A 21,088-nucleotide genomic window follows, 5' to 3' on the forward strand; every position below is an offset into this window, starting at 1 on the left:
GCTTATTTGAATTTGAGTTTAAAAAAAAGTAAAACCCCCGCAAAAACCAAAGTGCAAGCATTGGTTACGATAATAGGAGTATCGTTCATTAATAAACCATAAATAAACCAAAGCGTAACCCCCACAAAAAATAAGGAAAATGTACTAAGGGACAGGTCCTTGGCAGAACGCATTTTCCAAGTTTTTACTACCTGTGGCAAGAAAGCAATAGTAGTGAGCAAACCCGCAGTTAAACCTAATATTTGTACCATAGTCGTCTATAATTTGTTAAAATATTTGCAAATTACCGAATAAATACGCAATTTTGCAAATAAAAAAAGATGAATTTTTTGTTAAATACGCATAAATAAGAAAAAAAACGAATAAACATGCTCAGAGAAGAGAGGCTACAATACATACTCCAAAAGTTAGCATTAGAAAAAAGATTAACTTCAGTGGAACTAAGTGTGGAGTTGCAGGTATCAGACGACACTATTCGTAGGGACTTGAACGAATTAGCAGAGCAGGGACTGATAAAAAAAGTACATGGAGGGGCTATGACACTGCCTCCTGCTCCAAAGTCCAATATTCCCCTGCACTACGAAACCCGCAAATTGTACGCCCAAGAAGAGAAAAAAATATTGGCAAAAAAGGTACTTCCTATTCTCGAAAATGGGCAGGTGATTATTTTAGACGGAGGTAGTACGACCAACTTCCAAGTAGCTCAAATGCTTCCCCCTGATTTACAAGCAACTATTTATACCAATAGTCTGCTCATAGCCAATGAATTAATTACTCACGAAGGCATAGAAATCATTATGCTTGGAGGCAAAGTTTTTAAAAATATTTATGCTACCGTAGATTTTAAAGTGATAGAGGCTTTGCAAGAAATCAGGGCAGATATATGCCTAATTGGAATTTGCAGTATCCATAGAGAAATTGGGGTAACGAATCCTTACCGCGATGAGGCTTTGCTCAAAAGGAAAATGGTAGAAAATTCCAAACAAGCCGTCGCCTTAGTAACTTCGGATAAAATAGATACAGCAGAAAACTACTTAGTTTGTAGATATACCGACTTAGATATTTTAGTAACTGATGACAAAGTTCCCCAAGAGGTACTAAGCAAGTACGAAAATAAAGGAGTAAAGATAATATAGCTTATTGGAAATACTTTTTTACCTCCCACAGTGCATTTACCCAAAAGGGTAGATGGTTATAATTTATAAAGGCAGGATAGGGTATCTCCTCCGCACCAAAACTTTTATAAAAATAAGCAATCTGTTCAATTTCAGGGCTTTCAAAGTCAAAAATGTAATCGGAGTTGGCATAGCTTTGTATGATGTAATCTATCAATAAGGTTCTTCCGTTTTCCTTGCGCGTCTCTTGATAGCAGGCATTGAACAAGTAAATGATTTGGTTTTGATAAAAGACGAACAAAGCTCCCGCCCTTATTTCTCCTTTTGTATTTTTGGTGTAAAAAAGTTTGCACCATTTTCTTACTTTCAATGCCTTGAAAATTTTTCTGAATAGTTCATAGGCATTAGGGGCTACTCCTTTTGGCAATTTTTGTGCAATATCTTTTTTAAACATCGCTAACAAAGGCTCAATGTCTTCACTTTCAACAATTTCAAGATTTGCTTTCTCGGCTCTTTTTAAGTTTATTTTTCGGTCTTTTGAATAGTTTTGATAAATCATAGAGTAAGGCCGAGAGAGAGCAAGGTGGTGTGTAGTAAAAAATGTAAAATTTTTATTTCCCAACTGTTGTATAAAAATGCTCTCTAAGTTTTTAAAAATACAGGTATTATGCACATTCCACTGATAGCGCGGGACAAATGAGTAAATCTCCAAGACTATCTGTAAAAACTGTTCTATTTTTTCAATACCAACTTCTTTTTCAGTAGAAAACAACCCTAATTGCTGGCAAAAAATAGGCTGGTGCAAAAAGGTGATTCCATATTTTTTTCTCCAAGTCAAAGGCATGATAGTCAAGTAATTGCCATTTTCTTCCTCTATTATCGCCTCCCAAAAAGGAGAAACAATGTCTAAATAAAAAGCATAGGCATAAATCACCGCTTGGGGCGATTGCTCTATACAAGTATCCCACTTTTCTTTGTCTATTTGATGATGTTGGAAGTATTTGACTGTACTCAATGATTTGATGTTTTTATAGGATTTTATCGTTTTTAAAAATAATTTTGTGAGTATTTCTAAGGACAAATTACATTCAAAAATGATGCAGGGTATTTTTTTACTATTAGGAGGGAACATAGGAGATAGGCTTGCTTATTTGAAAAAAGCTACTGAACTTATAGAGCAAGAGGTAGGAAATATCTTACAGTTTTCCTCTCTGTACGAAACTGCACCTTGGGGCATCAGCAATCAAGCGCACTTTTTGAACCAAGCCATAGAGATACAAACAGATTTAGATGCAGAAAGATTATTAGAAAAACTACTTGCAATAGAACTTGCTTTGGGCAGAGAAAGGCATCACAAATGGTATGCTCGAACCATAGACATAGATATTTTACTCTTTGGAAATGAAGTCATTAGCACTTCCAATTTGCAGATTCCACACCCTCAAATGCAGTTCAGGAGATTTGCCTTGATACCTTTGCAAGAGATTGCTTCTCAGATAGTTCACCCCTTGCATAGAAAAACTATCTCGCAACTTTTAGCAGAATGTGAGGATAGCTTAGAGGTAAGGAAATGGGGAACTTCCCACTTTGGGTATGGTAGTTTATATGATAACACATGAGTTAGTATTTGTGGTGGTGCTTTCAAATGTATGATAATTTTATGTGTTAAAAAAATCCGTTCTCATCGGTACAATCTGTGTCATCAGTGTTCCAAAATAGAACACCGATAATACGGATTGGGCTGATAAACACAGATTTTTATTCAAAAAAATACTTTTCTCATCAAATTGATAACAGTAGATAAAATACCATCATACAATTGGAATCGTCACCATGTTTTTTATATGCTTTTGAAAATCACATAAATAAATAACTAACATAACTAATCAATTAATAGTATGGAATTACAACAAATTGTAGAAATGGCTTGGAATGATAGAAATTTACTCAAAGAAAAAAATACCATAGAGGCTATACATACAGTCATAGAGGAACTTGACAAGGGAAGGCTGCGTGTAGCTACGCCCACAGGAAGCGGTTGGCAGGTAAATGAGTGGGTAAAAAAAGCCGTCATTTTGTATTTTCCTATCAGAGAAATGCAAGTATCAGAAGTAGGCATCTTTGAGTTTCACGACAAGATGAAACTCAAAACAGGTTACAAGGAACTTGGGGTGCGTGTAGTGCCTCCTGCTGTAGCGCGCTATGGAGCGTTTATCAGCAAGGGAGTCATCTTGATGCCCTCTTACGTCAATATTGGGGCGTATGTGGACGGTGGTACGATGGTCGATACTTGGGCTACAGTAGGCAGTTGCGCCCAAATAGGCATAGACGTGCATCTAAGCGGTGGAGTAGGTATAGGCGGGGTATTAGAGCCTGTCCAAGCTGCTCCAGTAATCATAGAAGATGGAGCATTTATAGGCTCTCGTTGTATAGTAGTGGAGGGAGCGAGAATAGGCAAGCAAGCAGTTTTAGGGGCGAATGTGGTCATTACAGGTAGTTCCAAAGTCATAGACGTTACAGGCGACGCACCCGTAGAATACAAGGGTTATGTACCTGAGCGTTCAGTGGTAATTCCAGGGAGCTATACCAAGAAGTTTGGTGCAGGAGAGTATCATGTGAGTTGCGCCCTCATTATTGGCAAGCGAAAAGAAAGCACTGACTTGAAAACTTCTCTGAATGAGGCTCTTAGAGAAAACGAGGTAACAGTTTAACAGCTTTATGGAAACAAAACAAGAATGGTGAATTTTTGCCATTCTTTTACTCATCTCTGACGGGTTTTGCCAACCTGTCAGGGATGAAAGATTGATAATAATACTTTTTTACTTAAATAAAGTTGCAAACTATACTCAAAATAAAATGATTTTTCAATCCCTTTCTCTTGCTGAGAAAGGGACTTTGGTTCTCTGCCACTTTTTCCAATGAACAATACTACATCTAACTTTAAGCCCGTAGGGCTGTTATCTTGATAGAAAAGAGTAAGCCCAAGCCACCTACAGCAAGGCCGTAGGCGTGAAATATGCCACCGCTACGCGGTTTTATTCATTATTTTCTACAAAAATAGTACACCTACGGTGTTAGTCAAGGGCAGATGAAAGTCCAATCCTTACCTAAGTTTTACACAGGAAGTGTCAGAGAACTAAGACTTTGGAGTAAAGAAAATCTCAAGACCACTTTTGATTGAGTATAATTTTGTTTGGGTATAATTTTTAGTTAGTTTCATTCTTCGGAAAAGTTCTTTTGTTTGAATATAAACTCCGGCATTATGCTATTTCTTACTTTCTTCGGATTTGACCGTAGGGTATTTGATGCCTAATTGCTCTAAATAAGTCTTGTACTTGCTTGGGTCATAGTAATATTTTTCTAATTGGGGACGAAAAGTATCCATGATTTTTTTGTTTAGTCCAATGGCAGGTTTGTCTTTGGTGCTAATCAGAGGCGTATATTTTTGCTCTTGGGTCTGCTCCTTATTGTAGTATTCCCAAGCATTTTTGACGAGATTGGGGTCTATAAGCAAATCCAAGAGGGTCATTGCTTCTACCTTTGCTCCTGCGGTACAACCTTTGTGAGCGATAGGGGTAGCCATAGAAACAGCATTTGCCCAGTGGTGTCCGGGGAGTCCAGGGATATTCGCAGGATACCAAAGCACTACGGTAGGCAACGACCATGAAATGTCTGCGATGTCATCTGAGCCACCTCCGCCCATAGTCGGCATGACGGGCAAGCGAATAGAGTCCAATTTAGTAGCTAAACCCTCGTCTTTGGGCGATTCTATTTCTTTTTGTAAAGATTTGGCTAATTTTTGGTCGTCTTCTGACCATTTAGGTAAACCTACAACTTTGATATTTTGGTACATTGCCTCTGCTATGGGCTTATTAAAATGCCCGGGCCATGCACTTCCTAAAATTTCATAAGTGAATTTGGTATCCGTCATCATAGCTGCTCCCTCTGCTATTTTTAAGCCTGCATCAAAAAGTGCTTTGATGCGAGGGTAAGTTCTTTCACGGAAATAATACCAAACAGAGGCTCTCGAGGGAACTACATTGGGCTGGTCGCCCCCATCAGTAATTACATAGTGAGAACGTTGGGTCGTTTGTAAGTGTTCTCTTTTATAGTTCCAGCCTATATTCATGAGTTCGACTGCATCTAAGGCACTTCTGCCTTTCCAAGGATTTCCTGCGGCGTGTGCGGCTTCTCCTTCAAAATTGAACTTAACAGAAATCAAGCCGTTACCTCCATTGTCCCCGTAGCCTACACTCAGATTGTCAGAAACGTGGGTAAAAATACAGGCATCTATGTCTTTGAAATACCCATCTCTGACGTAGTAGGCTTTTGTTCCTACTAACTCCTCCGCTACCCCAGGCCAGAGTACAAGCGTTCCATTAATTTTTTCTCTTTCCATGATTTTTTTAATCACCAAAGAAGCAGTTACGTTTACTGCTTGCCCAGAGTTGTGTCCTTCTCCATGTCCTGGCGCACCCTCTACAATAGGGTCATGGTAGGCTACTCCCGGTTTTTGGGAGGCTTTAGGGATACAGTCCAAATCTGAGCCTATGGCAATGACGGGTTTTCCTGTGCCGTAGCTCCACCGTGCTATCCAAGCTGTAGGGATTCCAGCAATGCCTCTTTCTATGGTAAAACCCTCTTTTTCAAGGATATTGGTCAAGTATTTAGACGTTTCTATTTCTTGGAAACCCAACTCTGCAAAGCTGAAGATTTGGTCGACCATTTGTTGAGTTTGGTCGTAGCGTTTGTCGACCTCACTAATGATTTCCTTTTTCAAAGCCTCTACTTTTGCCTTGGGCAAGAGCAAAGTAGTAGCATTTTCTTTTTTCTGAGCAAAATTTGCCCCTGCGATTAGTAGGCAGAGGCAAAGCAACTGTACTGTTTTTTTCATGAGGTTTAATAGGGTTAGCGTTACTCATTAATTTTTTGTGTATTAGTAGGAGCTACTCTTGGCAGTAGCCAAAGTTTGGTTTGCCTTCCGTCTATGTACCAGAATTTTTCTCCGTCAAAAAAGCCATCTTCCTCCAGCATGATTCTTACCAATTTGTTGTTCCATTCGGGAACTTCTACTGCCGCATTGAGTTCAATAGAATAGGCAGTATTGGGATATAAAGGATAATCTCCTGCGCCTTTGGTATCGCCTTGGTTGTCCCACATGCCTATAGTAGGTCCTGCGGCATGTCCGTGCATACCGATAGGGTGGGTATAAATCGTGCCGTTGATGCCTTCTGCCTTAGATTGGGCAAGGGCATCTCGGAGGATTTCATTGCCTGTTTTCCCTGTTTTAAAATTGTTAGTCAGGTGGTCTTGCAAGCGATTCGCAATTTTTAAGGCATTTTTTAAGCCTTCAGGAGCATCTTTTTCTGTGGGTTTCAGTACGTACAGATGTTGCTGAGTATCTGTGTTTAACCCCAAATAGGTAATGCCAAAGTCCACATGCACCAAATCTCCTGCTAAAATAGTAACCTCATCGGGGCGAGTAGAAAAATTGCTGTCTTTTTGCAAAGCCCCGTCTTGCCGCTGAATAGTAACCGAAGGGTGAAACCAAGTTTCCAACTTCAGCTCTGCAATGCGTTCTCTATACCACCACTCTACCTCTTTGGAAGTCGTAATCCCTATGTGTATGACTTTTTCGGAAAGCCCTTCTTCTATGATTTCGTGAGCGATTCGGCAAATCTGGCGATAAATCATCATTTCCTCTGGAGTACGTGTTTCTAACCAAGCCACAGCTAACCTTTCTGCTGATACGATTTTGTCATGGAATTTAGCAGGTAAAGCATTTTTAAAAAGTTCGTACTCTGTATGCGTAATGCCATCAGCATGACCGTAATTGACCGAGTAGTTCAAGGCTATTTTCTTAGGGTTGCGGTCTATGATTTCCCTTGCCAAGCGTTTAAATTGGTCAGGTTCGCGCTCAGGAATCCACGCTCCCTTGAAAAATCTGCCTACATCGTAGCGGGCAATCGCCACTCTTTCTACTCCCAGTTCTCCACCTTTGTCGTGGAAAACTAAGATAGTGCGGCGGCGGGCAGATAGCCAAGTAGCGGGAAGCATAGTTTTGACTACGGGGTCTTCGTTGTATTCTCTGCAAATCAGTACCCACATATCTATCCCTTCTCTACGCATGATTTCAGGGATAACTCTCTGAAAACGAATATCTAAGAGTTTGTCCTCCACCTCAGCCCTTTGGCGCATAGAGAGAATGGTAGTTTGAGAAAAAGTAGTAAAGGAAAATGAAAGTAAGAAAACCAGTAAGAGTAATTGTTTTTTCATAATACATTGGGTTATGAGTGAATGAGTGTAAAGTAAGTAAATTTTTGATAAATATTATTATCTACTTCTTTTATTACTTACAGGTTTTGCATAAATAGGGCAAACGATTTGGTCTAATTTGCGGGAGCGGGTAGCGTATTCATAGATGATGGTAATTTCGTGTGAGCCACCTGTTAGGGGAGTAAGCCCTGAGATAGTCAAGTCGTAGCTGTATCCAAAAGTCCAGTTTTCGGTTCTCCAGCCCATAGTAAACGCCAAAGCATCGTGATTGATACTCTTGCCTGCATTAGGTAAAATGGGTAAACCCCTGTAAAAAACACCCATTTCCAAAGGCAAATCATCTCGCATGAAACGACAGCCTATATCTAATTGCTTAGTAGAACCTTGTGCTTTAAAAAGCATGGCGGGCATGAGATAAAGAAAGCTATTCATCGCATATACTCTAAAACTCCCTCCGACTTGTACTGAGTATTTAGTAGGCAATATCGAGCCTGTTCCTATCAAAGACTGGTCTGGGCGGTTAAGGTGATGAGCCGCAAAGCCAAACCACATATTTTTATTATAGACAATAGCCCCTGAACTAATATCAAAAAATAAAGTAGAACCTCCTGAGCCACTTTCATCTACATCTGGCTCATCGTCGCGTACTTGGCTCACAAAGACTAAGTTGCCTCTATCTATGCGGCGGGTAGTCAGTCCTCCTTGAAGTCCTAAGCGAATTTGCCAATTTTTGAAAGGCACATAAAAAGAATATAGTCCAGAAAAATTAGTCGCAGAGATTTGGTTGGCGCCTGCATTGTCATAGCTTGCTAAGAAACCGAATCCGCTTCTTAGTCTATTGGCGTTATAATCAAAGCTAAATGTGGTACTTACATAGTTAGAATTCATCAAAATCCATTGATTGCGGTAGTTTGCTGCTCCTCTAAACTGTTCAGTAGAGCCTGTAAGTGCAGGATTGAGTACCAAAGGAGCATTATAGAATTGAGTAAACTGAGGGTCTTGGGAAAAAGCCAACTGAGTAATGCCACATAACAGTAAGAAAGTAATTTTTTTCATGTCTAAATAAGGTCTTTGTAAGAATAAAGCCAAATCAAAACTCGCTATCTCTTAGCACCTTTACAAGAATTTGACCAAATAAATTTTAATGTGTTAAAAAACAATAAAAATATCCTTGCGTTGCAACATTTTATACTTGGATTGGGTCTTAGTAGCAAAACAAACAATTATTATTATGGCAAGCAAGGAAATTATCAAAACCTCATTCAGATTACTATTTTTCAATTTGATAGTATTAGCTTTACTCATGCAATTATTAATATGGTTATCCTAAAATTTAGTCTGATAACCATATTAATTTTTTCTGCTTATTTTTTTTGCTTCTACTAAGGTTTTGCTTCTCTTTTATCTTTCTCTATCATTTTGATTTGCTTGAAACTCCCATCGTCTTGGATTTGATACCAACTCTCTCTGCAATAACGCATGTCCCCCTCCCCAGAAGTTGTGAGCATGAATTGGGTATTAGTATGAGATGGTTTCATTGAGGTAAATGAATTGTCATAGTTTACATCAACAAAATGAAGTTGATTTTTGGTAATAAATCTTACATAACGGTACTCACTTTGGAATAAATGCTCTGTACTTTCTTCCGATTCATAGCTATTGCGATAGGAAAGTAAGATTCCGTCAATAAATTTACCTTCTTGGGTATAGTTAAGCAAGTAATATTCCCACTGATGCGTGGGGTCGCCTTCCGTGTTAGCTGAAATCACCAAAGAATAAAACTTTGGACTAAGCGATAGCGAAAAAGCATAGTGATAAGTAAAATTACGGTTATCGAGCAGGTTTCTGTCCAATTTTATCTTTTGCAAATCTTTGTCGAGGAAAGTATTATTTTGTAAAAACTCTTGGAAATAAGCAGAGTTTATCTCAATACCTCCTTGAAAATCAGCACCATTATCTGCATTTATTCCTTCTATGCCGCTTTGTGGAGGGAAATGCTCCAAAAATTGCTCAAAGGTCATGTTGCTCATATCTTTTTCTGGTTTCTCTACACTCTTAGAGCAAGAGGTAGTCAAAAGGGTAGTCAAAGTGCATACGCAAAGAACCAAAAAGAGGGTAATTTTTCGACAATCTTCTTTCATAATACAGTTTGTTTTGAAGTAATATTAATAACAAGAGTGATGCAACTTATTATTAATGATACTATACGTAAAAGACAGAAAAAGGCTACAAAAATTACATCTTTTTTTACCACATATTAACGGGGCAGTACACGCCAAAACGATTATTTAATCGAATCCCTAAAATGACCTCATGACTACCGATGCTCATTCTGCCTAAGCGGTTGTTGCTCATATCATAGGAATAGCTAAGGTCAAAGGCATTGTTGAGGTGGATACCTGCCATAAAAATAAAATCTTTGTTTTGGCGATAAGAAAACCCCGCCCAAATTCTATCAGCATACAAAATTCGCAGGTTATAGTCCATAGAAAAGGGTAGGGGAGAGGCTATTTTGGCAAGCATAGAAGGAACAAAAGTAAATTTTTCGCCGGCATGAAATTTATAAGCCACAGTGGCAAAATAATGTCTGACAGAAGGATTTTGTTGGATAGTATTTGCTCCAAAATCAAAAGTATTGCCTGCAAGTTGGGTGATGCCTACTCCTGCATAAAATTGGGTAGCATATAGCCACAGTCCTGCACTTACCATAGGCTTGGTTAGCACGATGTCAGCTGCTAAGTTATCATTGGGGTTGGCTAATTTGAGTTCACTTCCACGCATAGCATATTGGGAAATACCTGCGGCTACTCCTCCAGAGAGTTTGACTTCGGGAGTAATTAAGACATGATAGGCATAGGACATGACGGCTTCTGTAGTGCTAAAAATCCCAATTCTGTCGTGCAAAATCATGCCTCCAATGCCGTGATGCGGTTTTACTTTCTTGTAAGCATTGTATCGTTTTCCTTTGGGAGCAAAAGCGTGTAATTTGTCATCTACTTGGCTTGGATTGGCTACATTGATATTATGTCCCAGACGAGTATGGGCTGTGAGGTAATAGGTCGTTGGCGCACCCTCTATACCTGCCCATTGAGTTCGGAAGCTCATTTTCAAATCTAAGTAGTCCTCTATGCCTGTAATAGCTGGGTTGAGCAGATAATTGTTTAGCATGTATTGACTGTATTGAGGGCGTATTTGCGCAAAGAGAGTATTTATACCTGCTCCATTTAGCAGTAGGATAATAAGCCATTTTTTTAGATACCAAGTAGTATTTTTGCAAGCCATAGACAGAAAGAATTAGGGTTCTCTTATGAATCATCGACAAAATAGCTAATTTTTGGCATTTAGTCAAAATTTATAATCAATTTTCAAAATGTTTGTTCATCTCGTATCATTTATCCTGTGGCTTTATTTTTGAATGGGCATAGAATATGATTTGTATTGCATAAATTTTGTGTTAAAAATTGAACCATAGGAAATTAAAAATCGTACTTTCAACAAACAAAAAGCCTGTTTACTTATGAAGTTTTCATCTATCCTATCTTATTGTATTTTCTTGTTTTTAAGCCTTTTTACCTCTCAGTTATTCGCTCAAATATTTGGTAATGAGTGGATTGACTACTCTAAGACTTATTACAAAATTCCAATTAATAGAGAGGGAATCTATCGCATCAGTTTTGCGCAGTTGCAGAGTGCAGGTTTTCCTGTGGCTACTACTGACCCTCGCAAGATTCAAATGTTTTTCAGAGGAAAAGAAATTCCTATCACAGTAGCAGGAGAAGATGATGGCACTTTTAATACGGCAGACTATATAGAATTTTATGCACGCAACAATCGCTTTGATTTGTTTGAGGAGATGTTCGATTCCCCTGCTAACCTGCCAAGAGTTTTTAATGAAACCTACCCCTACTTTATTTATTATCCTGACTTTGCCTTTTACTTTCTTACCGTTGCCAAAGTAAATGAAACGCCTAAAAGGATAAGAACTTATACTGAAAACAATCCTAATATTGCGCCTGAGCTTTTTCATACCCAATTTGTACATGGAGATAATGCCATAGGTCCAAATTTTTCCTTCGGACCGCTCAATCCAGTAGGTTTTAATGGTTTAGATGAAAGAGGAGCATTATTCTCGCACTTTACCGAAGGAGTAGGCAACGTAAGCGTAAATTATGCAGCTTCTCCTGCAAAAATTAACCTTCCTGTGGATTTGGTCGATGTGAAAATCAAAGAAGCAAGAGATGCCAACGTACAGCCCAAGTTGCTCATGAAGATTGTAGGAAAGACCAATACACCTCATAGCGTAAGTATTTTTGCTGATATACTCCCTGATTCTCAGAGAGTAACCGTAGAAACAGCCTTATTTAATAATCGCAGTCTTGTTACGATTGCCAAAGACTTGCCAGAGGCACGTTTCCCAGAAAGAAATGGTAGATTTTTTATTAGTTTTAGAGTGAATAGAGTTTTACCCACAGGCAGCGAAGTAATTGCCATAGGGGCAGCTATGCTTTCCTATCCACAGGGTTTTGATATGCAAAGTGCTACCAGACGTAGATTTTTGCTTAATGCCAATCCTAATGGCAAATCTAAAATCCAACTTACCAATGTAGCAAGTGGTACAAGGATTTTTGATATTACTGATGATTATGAGGTGGTACAAATAGGCACGACCTCCACTAACAACAATACTACACTAACGGGGGGTGTCAATAATACCAATATACAAAGAACATTACTTGCAACAAGTACTACCAGCAGTATTCTTTATGGTATTACAAGAGTGAATTTCCCACAAATCAATCCTGCTGGAAGGTTTGATTACCTAATAGTAACAGATGAAAGACTGTTACAGCCCGTCAATGGAGTGAATGCGGTGCAGGCTTATGCAGACTATCGTGCCTCAACAAAAGGAGGCAGTTACCGTCCTTTGGTCATTACCTTCCGCCAACTTTGTGATATGTTTACTTATGGAGAGTTGTTGCCTTTGTCTATTCGCCGCTTTGCCAATTACATGGTTAGAACACATCAGTCTAAGTATCTTTTCTTGGTAGGGAAAGGTTTGCAGTTTGGCTTTTACGAATTTCATGGCTTGATGTATAGCCCTACGGCTACTTTGGCAAGACCCTTCCAAAATATGGTACCGCCTTGGGGAGTAGTAGGCTCTGACAATGAAATTACGGCGGGGCAGAGCGGATTTCCTGCCTTTGTGCCTTCTTTGGCGACAGGACGTTTGTCAGCAAATAATCCTACCCAAGTATTGAACTATCTAAATAAAGTCAGAGAATACGAAGCCCCAGACTTTGACGAGCCTTGGAAAAAGGAAATCTTGCACCTGAGCGGTGGCTTTTCTTTGAGTGAAAATAGAGCTTTCCGAAACTATGTAGATGGCTTCAAACGCATTGCAGAAGGCAATTTCTTCGGAGGGAATGTAGAAACTATCTCTAAAAGGACTACTGATTACGTAGAGTTTATCGATGTTACCCAGCAGATTAATGAAGGTAAACTGTTAGTTACTTTCTTTGGACACTCCTCTTTGGAATCTTCGGATATTGAAATAGGCAAGGTATCAGAGGCACGTTTGGGTTTCCGAAATAAGGGCAGATACCCTTTTATGTTGGTCAATGGGTGCGGCTCTGGTGATGCTTTCCAGCGTTCTGTTTCTTTGGGCGAGGACTGGATTATTACCCCTGACAAAGGTGCGATAGGATTCATTGCTCATGGGCATATTGGCTTAGACGGACCGCTTAGGGCTTATACGCAATCATTTTATGAAACACTTTTTGGAATAAAAGGAAATATCAATAAGCCTATTGGGGTAGTGATGCAAGAGTTTTTGAGGAGGTATCTTAATACTTATTCAGACCCTACGGCTATTTCCAATGCTCAGCAGTTTGTACTGCAGTGCGACCCTGCACTGGTGCTTTTTAAAAGTACACTTCCTGACTATAAAACTTCTGATAGTGAAATATTTGTCAGAGCCATAGGCAATCGTGCTTTGACCGCTCAGGTAGATTCGTTTAGATTAGGAATTATTGTAAGCAATTTGGGGATTACCGATAATCGAAGTTTTAGTATTTCTGTCAAACGCACTTACTCAGACGGAAGTGTAGAGCAGTTGCGAAGCCAAAGATATAGACCTGTCAATTTCAAGGATACCCTATATTACACAGTAGTAAATCCGAGAAATGCACAAGAAAAAATCGTGGGACTCAATACTTTTGAGGTTATGGTCGATGCAGATTACCAAATAACAGAAATGCGAGAAGATAATAATATTGGCATTTTGGCTTATACTTTTAGGCGAAGTAATATGATTAACATAGCCCCGAAAGATTTTAGCATAGTCAGCAAACAACCTCTTACTTTCATTGCTCAAAATACCAATCCCTTTACCAGAGAGCGTTTATACCGCTTCCAATTAGATACTGCTCATACTTTTAATAGCCCTGCCCTCAAAGATACAGTAGTGTATGGCTATGTTACACCTTTCTGGACTACTCGTTTGTTAGCTGATAATCAGCAACATGACAGCACTGTATATTATTGGAGGGTTCGTTTTGCAGAACTTACTGCCGAGGACGACCCTACTTGGGCAGAGGCTTCGTTTACCTACATCAGAAATAGCCCTGACGGTTGGTCGCAAAGCAAAATGCCACAATTTGCTAAAAATAACTTAGATAGAATAGTAGCTAATATTCCTCAACGAAAATGGACTTTCGAGGATACTAACTTGCGAATAGAAGCCAAAGCGATAGGTTCGGCAAGTCCTAACTGGGCAAATTGGAATCTGTCTATCAACGGGCAAACTTTGGCAAGTGCTGCAACCTGTGCTGTTTCCCAACCTACAAATCGGTGCAATGCAAGTACAGATAAACTGATTATGGTTTCCATAGATGGAGAAACTGGTAGGGTATATCGAGAGTTTTTAAGTACCGTGGCTGATGCTTGCGGTAGTAATGCCTTAGTTACTGCTCTTGAGCAATGTCTGCCCCAACAAAACTCTGGTCTGTTGCCCGCTTATATGGACAATGTAAAAATGGGGGATTATGTAATCATCATGAACAGTAGATTCGTGTCTATCAATGCCTTAGGTAATAATGGAGGTAGTATAGCCGCACTCAGACAAATCGGGGTAAATACAGATGACCTAAGAGCGAGGTTAGGCAATGGTGCGGCTTTCATTATCGTTGGTCGCAAAGGCGCACCTGCGGGTTCGGCAACTGTACAATACGGAGCAAACACCTCACAAGAGATTAACCTTAATACCACGCTCCGCATTACAGCAAGCAAAGGTACGGTTAATTCTACGCTAATAGGACCTGCCGCCGAGTGGGGTAATGTATGGAGGCTAATTAACAATGCAGAGAATCCAAGCAGAGAAAGCTGGAAATTGGACGTAATAGGGGTAGATTTTGCCAATAGGGAAAGAGTACTCAAAGAAAACATTAGGGCAGATGGCATGAGTTTGGCTGACATTAATGCAAGTTCGTATCCGTATCTCAAACTTCGCCTGAACGTAGAAGATGCAGAAAACCGCACTCCGTATCAGTTACAGCGTTGGCAAGTCATTTACAAGGAAGTTCCCGAAGGTATTTTGCTGTATGATACTTTGACTTATAGGGAAAATACCATCTTAGAAATAGTAGAAGGCGACTCTATCAAGATAGGTTTTAACTTTGTCAATATCTCAGGTAATGACTTTAAAGAGAATAACTTAGTAGTAGAGTATGACATCAATAACCTTACTTCGGGAAGGAGAACGCGCATTAGAGAAAATATCCTTGCCCCGAAGCGTAACCAAATCACCTACTTTAAAACTAAGTTATACTCCTTAGATTATTACGGGCAAAATAGAATGACTGTAACGGTCAATCCTCGTTTGCAACCTGAGCAAATTTATGAAAACAACCAATTGGAAGTCCGATTCAATGTAAAAGAAGACGACATTAACCCTGTATTAGACGTAGCCATAGACGGCAGACATATCATGGACGGTGAAATAGTTTCGCCTACTCCTTTGATTTCCATTGGTTTAACCGATGAGAATAAGTATTTAGTAAACAGGGATACTTCACATATTATTATTACTTTGACCAAAGACTGCCCTAACTGTACGCCTAAGCGAATTTATATGAATAATCCTAATTTGGTCTGGACAGTGATACCTGAGAAAAATAAAATACAAATAGAATACAAATCAGACCAACTGGAAAATGGCACATACAAACTCACCGTACAAGGGCGCGATGTCAGAGGAAATATTCCGGGTTTACAACCTTACAGTGTAACATTTAAGGTAATTAATGAAACAAAAATTTCTAATTTTTATCCCTATCCTAACCCATTTACTACCAATATGCGCTTCGTATTTACGCTTACGGGCGAAGTTCCTGACGATATTCGCATACAAATCATGACTATTACAGGCAAGGTAGTGCGTACTATTCATAAAGAGGAATTAGGGAATTTGAGGGTAGGGGACAATATCAGTGAGTTTAGTTGGGACGGTACTGACCAATTTGGCGACCAGTTGGCAAGGGGAGTTTACCTATTCAAAGTAGATATACGCAAGCAAGGCAGAGATTACGAAAGGTTTGAAACCGCAGGCGATGGCTTGTTTGAGAAAGGATATGGTAAGATTTATTTAATGAGGTAAGATTTTTCTAAAATCTTGTTAAAGTAAAAATTTTTCTTCAAATTGTGCAACTTTATATTTCAAGATGCGTTAAATCTTATATCAGTTCTAACTTTCTTATTGCCCCTTATTGAAAACCCTTATTAAGTAAACATCATGAAACAGCCTTACTGAACAATCAGTAAGGCTGTTTTTTTTTATTAAATGCAAAAATAGACTTTGAGTAAACAAATAAATGTTATTGGAGTTCTTTTGGTAAATAATTACAAAATGTACTAACTTGCTATCAGACTATTTTTACACACAAAACAATGAGCAACAAATCAATTCACTCATCAATTCTTGTATTTATTAGAACCTTTATTTTCCTTATTAGCCCTTTTTATTCTTTTTCTCAAAGTATTAATCCTGACCAGATTACCATTGCCAGAGATAAGTGGGGCGTACCTCATATTTTTGCTAAAACTGATGAGGAAGTAGCCTATGGCTTGGCTTGGGCTACCGCAGAAGATGATTTTCAAAATATTCAGTTCAACTTGCTTTCGGGAAAAAGTATGCTTGCTCAGGCTTATGGAAAAAAAGCCGCTGTTTTAGATGTACTGAATTTTATCATCGCTTCCAAAGAAGTAGTAGATACGCTGTACGACCAAAGTTTTTCGCCTAAGTTCAAAAAAATTATTTCTGCCTATGTTGCCGCTATCAACGACTATGCAAAAAAACACCCCCAAGAAGTATTGGTAAAAAAAGCGTTTCCCGCCACAGAAAAAGACATGATACAAAGCTATGTGCTTAATCTCATGCTTATTACAGGCGTACAAAACTATTTTGCGGAAGTATTTGAGAGCAAAGTTCCTGATATTTACAAGGAAAGAAATACAGGGTCAAACGCTTTTGCAATTAGCAGAGATAAAACTACTGATGGCAAAACTTACTTGGCTATCAACTCACATCAGCCTCTGGAAGGACCTTACTCTTGGTACGAGGCACACCTGCAAAGCGAAGAGGGATGGAACATTTTAGGCGGGCTTTTCCCCGGTGGAATGTGCATTTTCCATGGAGTAAACGAAAACTTAGGCTGGGCGCACACGGTAAACTACGCTGATTTTGCTGATGTTTTCCAATTGGAAATGCACCCTACGGACAAACTTTCGTACAAATTTGACGGAAAGTGGGAAAAACTCCAAGAACGTACTATCCGACTCAAAGTCAAAATAGGCTTAGGAATGAAAATAGGTGTAAAGCGTACTTTTTATTGGGGCAAATACGGTGCAACCATTAAAAATGATAAAGGCTTTTACGCCATTCGCTTTGCTTCTAACATGAAAATCAATGCAGTAGAGCAGTGGTACAGAATGAACAAAGCAAAAAACTTGACCGAGTTTAAAGAAGCCTTAGCTATGCAAGCCCATGCTGGCTTGAACCTTGTTTATGCGGATAAAGAGGACAACCTCATGTACCTGAGCAATGGGCTTTTTCCAAAGAGAAATCTTAAATACAACTATCTCAATGTTTTAGAAGGCAGTACTTCTGAAAATTTATGGCAAGCTGATTTTTTACCTTTGGACTCTTTGGCTATTTTAGTCAATCCGAAATCGGGCTATGTATTTAACTGCAATAATACTCCTTTTAATGCCACTGCCCCTGCGGATAACTTGAAAGTCAGCCAGATAAATCCAAGCATCAACTACATCAAGTTTGACAATAACCGAAGCCTCTCTTTCCAAAGGCTCATTAGCAAGTACGATAAGTTGAGTTATGCAGATTTTAAAACTATCAAATACGATTTGTCTTATTTAAAACCTGTTTATTTTTACAACGCCGTTAATGCTGAGGAAGTATTTAACCTTGATGAAAACCAATACCCCGAAGTAGCCGAAGTCATTAAAAGCCTCAAATCTTGGGACAGAAAAGGCAATAAAGAAAGCACAGGAGCGAGTGTTTGGCTGCTTTTCAGAGAATTTGTAGGGGAAAAAATTGCGAAGGAAGGTCGAAAAGAAGGAGCAAAAGTAAGCACACAAGACCTCATAGAGGGTTTACAATATGCTAAAAACCATTTATTAAAGCATTTTAAAACGCTAAATGTACCACTTGGAGAAATCCAAAGGCACGTCAGAGGAGATAAAGACCTACCTATGAGTGGCTTGAAAGACGTTTTAGCAGCGATGAGTTCCAAGCCCTACAAAAATGGCAAATTCCGCACCGACTCAGGGGAGTCCTATATCAGCTTAGTACAATTCTCTCCTAATGGGGTAGAAATAGAAACAGTAAATGCCTACGGTGCTTCCAACAAAAAAACAAGCCCACACTTTACCGACCAGATGGAAATGTTTGTTAATCAACAACTTAAACCTATGACTTTGGACAAAGAGAAGGTATTGAAAGAGGCAGTAAGGATATACGCTCCAAAGTAGGCGGCAGTAAAAGCTATCAAACTTTGATGAAGTAAGCTCAAAAAACTTAATGATTTGTTCATATAGGGTGCAAGGTTTTTGCACTCTGTTTTTTTCCTTTGTGGTGTTGGGCAGGCATAGCCCCCTTGTCTATGCTTGCTTCTTTGAAGTTGCAACTTTTCCTACTCTGACAAGTATTTTTTTCAAATCTTAAATTTTTAATCGTATGAAAAAACTAAGTCTTATATTCTGTATGCTACATTTCGTATGCAACAATGCTTGCTTAGGTGATGGATGAACTGATGATAAAAATTGTAACTGGTTTTCTTATCGCTACCATGCTTATGCAGCTGTTTGGCTAAGGTTTCTTGGTCAAGACCCCAATGGAGATTGGGATGATACATTTCATAATGTTTCCTATCAACATGATAAAGCGTGTTCTTTTGATGTTTCTGTAAGTGCCTCCTACAATGGTTGCTATTATGCCGAGCCTCCTAACGGCAATTATCAGTGCGGTGCGGCTTGGGCTGTAGCACAAAATGGACCAAATACTAATTTTACAAATAGTATGACGAATAATGAAGATTATATTTTAGCAGGGACAAAGACAATATCCTCTCTATTGGTACCTAAATATGCCATGAGTTTTAATAAGCCTGTAAAAGCAAGCAATTTTTCTCCCTTTCTTAGGTCAGGGATATCTGTAAAAAAAATAGTTAGAGACAGTATCAATAACAAAATCACAATAAATAATATCAAGGGCTTTATGTCTCAGTCGGGACATTCTAAGTTTGGTTCTGTCTTACAAATTATTGTTTGGTATGAAGATAATCCTACCGATACGACATTAACTACCAATAAGATACTTTGGGAAGCAAAAATAGAATCTAACTTAGAAAATGTAAAAGTATTTGGTGGTTTTGAAAAAGATGAAATTCGTCTAAGTTCTTCATTGGATTCTGTTTCTGTGAAAATTGATATTTCGAATAAAGTAATTGTATTGTCCAAAAATATAGATATGAAGCGTGTGGTAATACGTATAAGAACATCTGAGGCAGGTATTGAGCATATAGACCCTTACAAGCCGATGTACCCAATAAGTTTCATACAAAGTGTCTATCCAAATCCTTTTTCTGATAAATACAATTTGGCGTTGCTACACCCCAAGACTATATGCTGAAAATAGTAGCAGGAGATATTCAGACTACTCAAGAAATATTCATTCCCAAAGGAACGCAGGAGATAAGTATTGATATAGGAAATATTCCAGAAGGAGTGATTTTTGTCCAATTAAACAAGGGATTGTTTATGGATAAACGGAGGTTATTAAAGGTAAGAAAATAACCATAAATTTATCTTTCCTATGAAAAATTACTTTTTATACTCTTTTTTTGCTGTATGCCTGTTCAAGGCTCAACCTAATGTTTTGTATGCCCAAAGCATAGGTGCTTCTGTGGCAAATACTTATGCTCGAGTGAACCAACTTTCTTTTAATAAGCAAGCTATTGACATAGAGGCTTATCAGGTCAGAGATATAGGTTCTCGAGTAGGGCTATCCGCTTTTTTTGAATATCCTGTGTCTTCTGCTTTTCGCTTACGGACAGAAATAGCGTATTATCGATATGGCTACGAACTAAGACAAGATTTTGGCTATGATTCTTATTGGGCGAATGGATTTGGGTTTCGCAATATTCAACTTGCCTTATTAGCAGAGGGGACACTGTTCAGAATCGGGGAAAGTGCTTATTTTGCCTTGCATTGTGGCGCGGGGTTCAATGATGTAGCTTCTAATCGTATTTATATGGGTTTTGGAAATAAAAGAACACCCTTACGAATTTTACAAGCAACTAAACCACCTCCACCTCCTTTCTCTACGACAACAATGAGAGGGAAGCCTCGACCACCTCTTGAGAATTACCATACAACCAACTTTACATTGCTTGCAGGGGCAAGTTTGAATATAGAGTTGAGAAAAGGTAAACTTTCTATGGGCTGTACGTATAATCATGCTTTGCAAGACTCCCCACAAATGGACATGGATTTTTCCTTAGAATACAACGGAGAACTAACTGAGTACAAAGAACTGCTACACCCAAAAATTCACTTTCTCAACTTTTACTTCTCTTATGCTTGGTTTCTGAAAGCCAGAGAGAAAGATAAAGAGGCAAGGAAATGAGCATAGCTTTTTTTCAAACAAAGAGGCTATTGTGGGGAAATAGCCTCTCTTTTTCTTTTCTAATATTAATAAATCGTTAAATATTTGATTAAGTATTTATAAAACTGACTTTTTAGTTATAAGACTCTCTGATTTCTTAGATTTTCTTGGAAAAATCTCAGTATTTATGCTTATTCTCCTTATTCCTTTTGCCCTTAAAATAAAAGAAGCATTTTTTGAAAAATAATTACATACCTCCTGCAACTTGTCCTTATCTTTTCTTCGTACTGCTTGGTGTAAACCTCAATTACTGCCACACTGTGAGGACTTACATTTACACTGATTTTTGGGAGGCATCTTTGCTGACTTTTCTATGGACGCATAGGCATCAATGAAGGCTAAAAACTTAACGATTTGTTCATATAGGGTGCAAGGTTTTTGCACTCTGTTTCTTTTCCTTTGTGGTGTTTGGCAGGCATAGCCCCCTTGTCTATGCTTGCTTTTTTGAAGTTGCAACTTT

General features: G+C 38.7%; 16 protein-coding genes. 9 read left to right on the plus strand and 7 right to left on the minus strand.

The window, feature by feature from the left end:
• Positions 1 to 2: 2 nt before the first annotated feature.
• Positions 3 to 251: a SemiSWEET family sugar transporter gene (locus BM141_RS09315; protein WP_091544390.1), complete on the minus strand. Its 249-nt coding sequence runs from the start codon at positions 249 to 251 to the stop codon at positions 3 to 5.
• Positions 252 to 368: 117 nt separating this feature from the next.
• Between BM141_RS09315 and BM141_RS09320 the strand changes: the two genes are divergently transcribed.
• The gene (locus BM141_RS09320; protein WP_091544394.1) at positions 369 to 1,136 is read left to right on the plus strand and encodes a DeoR/GlpR family DNA-binding transcription regulator; all 768 of its coding nucleotides are present in this window, start codon (positions 369 to 371) and stop codon (positions 1,134 to 1,136) included.
• Between the two features lies 1 nt (position 1,137).
• Here the strand turns inward: BM141_RS09320 and BM141_RS09325 are convergent, their stop codons facing one another.
• Positions 1,138 to 2,130 (minus strand): GNAT family N-acetyltransferase, encoded by a 993-nt coding sequence (locus tag BM141_RS09325; protein WP_143090866.1) that lies wholly within the window; start codon positions 2,128 to 2,130, stop codon positions 1,138 to 1,140.
• 79 nt (positions 2,131 to 2,209) lie between these two features.
• On the opposite strand from BM141_RS09325, the gene folK reads away from it, so the two are divergent.
• The gene (folK, locus tag BM141_RS09330; RefSeq protein ID WP_245764033.1) at positions 2,210 to 2,734 is read left to right on the plus strand and encodes a 2-amino-4-hydroxy-6-hydroxymethyldihydropteridine diphosphokinase; all 525 of its coding nucleotides are present in this window, start codon (positions 2,210 to 2,212) and stop codon (positions 2,732 to 2,734) included.
• Positions 2,735 to 3,013: 279 nt separating this feature from the next.
• Complete coding sequence (locus BM141_RS09335) at positions 3,014 to 3,826, plus strand: 2,3,4,5-tetrahydropyridine-2,6-dicarboxylate N-succinyltransferase (protein WP_091544400.1); 813 nt, start codon at positions 3,014 to 3,016, stop codon at positions 3,824 to 3,826.
• Between the two features lie 554 nt (positions 3,827 to 4,380).
• Here the strand turns inward: BM141_RS09335 and BM141_RS09340 are convergent.
• The 5 genes from BM141_RS09340 to BM141_RS09365 all read right to left on the minus strand — a co-directional run bounded on the left by BM141_RS09340 (position 4,381) and on the right by BM141_RS09365 (position 10,673).
• Positions 4,381 to 6,009, minus strand: coding sequence for an amidohydrolase (locus tag BM141_RS09340; RefSeq protein ID WP_091544404.1), 1,629 nt, complete (start codon positions 6,007 to 6,009; stop codon positions 4,381 to 4,383).
• A gap of 20 nt (positions 6,010 to 6,029) precedes the next feature.
• Positions 6,030 to 7,391: a M24 family metallopeptidase gene (locus tag BM141_RS09345; protein ID WP_091544407.1), complete on the minus strand. Its 1,362-nt coding sequence runs from the start codon at positions 7,389 to 7,391 to the stop codon at positions 6,030 to 6,032.
• Positions 7,392 to 7,448: 57 nt separating this feature from the next.
• On the minus strand, positions 7,449 to 8,447 hold the full coding sequence (locus BM141_RS09350; protein ID WP_091544411.1) for a PorP/SprF family type IX secretion system membrane protein: 999 nt from the start codon (positions 8,445 to 8,447) through the stop codon (positions 7,449 to 7,451).
• 326 nt (positions 8,448 to 8,773) lie between these two features.
• Positions 8,774 to 9,532: a hypothetical protein gene (locus BM141_RS09360; RefSeq protein ID WP_143090867.1), complete on the minus strand. Its 759-nt coding sequence runs from the start codon at positions 9,530 to 9,532 to the stop codon at positions 8,774 to 8,776.
• 106 nt (positions 9,533 to 9,638) lie between these two features.
• Entirely contained in the window at positions 9,639 to 10,673 is a 1,035-nt protein-coding gene (locus BM141_RS09365; RefSeq protein ID WP_091544422.1) for a PorP/SprF family type IX secretion system membrane protein, read from the minus strand.
• A 235-nt stretch (positions 10,674 to 10,908) separates the two neighbouring features.
• On the opposite strand from BM141_RS09365, the gene porU2 reads away from it, so the two are divergent.
• The 6 genes from porU2 to BM141_RS22905 all read left to right on the plus strand — a co-directional run bounded on the left by porU2 (position 10,909) and on the right by BM141_RS22905 (position 20,963).
• Positions 10,909 to 16,044 (plus strand): putative type IX secretion system sortase PorU2, encoded by a 5,136-nt coding sequence (porU2, locus tag BM141_RS09370; protein ID WP_091544425.1) that lies wholly within the window; start codon positions 10,909 to 10,911, stop codon positions 16,042 to 16,044.
• A gap of 290 nt (positions 16,045 to 16,334) precedes the next feature.
• Positions 16,335 to 18,434 carry a penicillin acylase family protein gene (locus BM141_RS09375; protein WP_091544429.1) on the plus strand — a complete coding sequence of 700 codons (2,100 nt, stop codon included), beginning with the start codon at positions 16,335 to 16,337 and terminating at the stop codon, positions 18,432 to 18,434.
• A gap of 547 nt (positions 18,435 to 18,981) precedes the next feature.
• Complete coding sequence (locus BM141_RS09380; RefSeq protein WP_091544432.1) at positions 18,982 to 19,593, plus strand: hypothetical protein; 612 nt, start codon at positions 18,982 to 18,984, stop codon at positions 19,591 to 19,593.
• Positions 19,587 to 19,757 (plus strand): hypothetical protein, encoded by a 171-nt coding sequence (locus BM141_RS22900; protein ID WP_177217321.1) that lies wholly within the window; start codon positions 19,587 to 19,589, stop codon positions 19,755 to 19,757. The genes BM141_RS09380 and BM141_RS22900 overlap by 7 nt, the downstream gene beginning before the upstream one ends.
• Before the next feature lie 19 nt (positions 19,758 to 19,776).
• The gene (locus BM141_RS09385; protein WP_091544435.1) at positions 19,777 to 20,589 is read left to right on the plus strand and encodes a hypothetical protein; all 813 of its coding nucleotides are present in this window, start codon (positions 19,777 to 19,779) and stop codon (positions 20,587 to 20,589) included.
• A 215-nt stretch (positions 20,590 to 20,804) separates the two neighbouring features.
• The gene (locus BM141_RS22905) at positions 20,805 to 20,963 is read left to right on the plus strand and encodes a hypothetical protein (RefSeq protein WP_177217322.1); all 159 of its coding nucleotides are present in this window, start codon (positions 20,805 to 20,807) and stop codon (positions 20,961 to 20,963) included.
• The last annotated feature ends 125 nt before the right edge of the window (positions 20,964 to 21,088 follow it).

Origin of the sequence: Thermoflexibacter ruber, from assembly GCF_900113045.1 — a bacterium.
GTDB lineage: Bacteria > Bacteroidota > Bacteroidia > Cytophagales > Thermoflexibacteraceae > Thermoflexibacter > Thermoflexibacter ruber.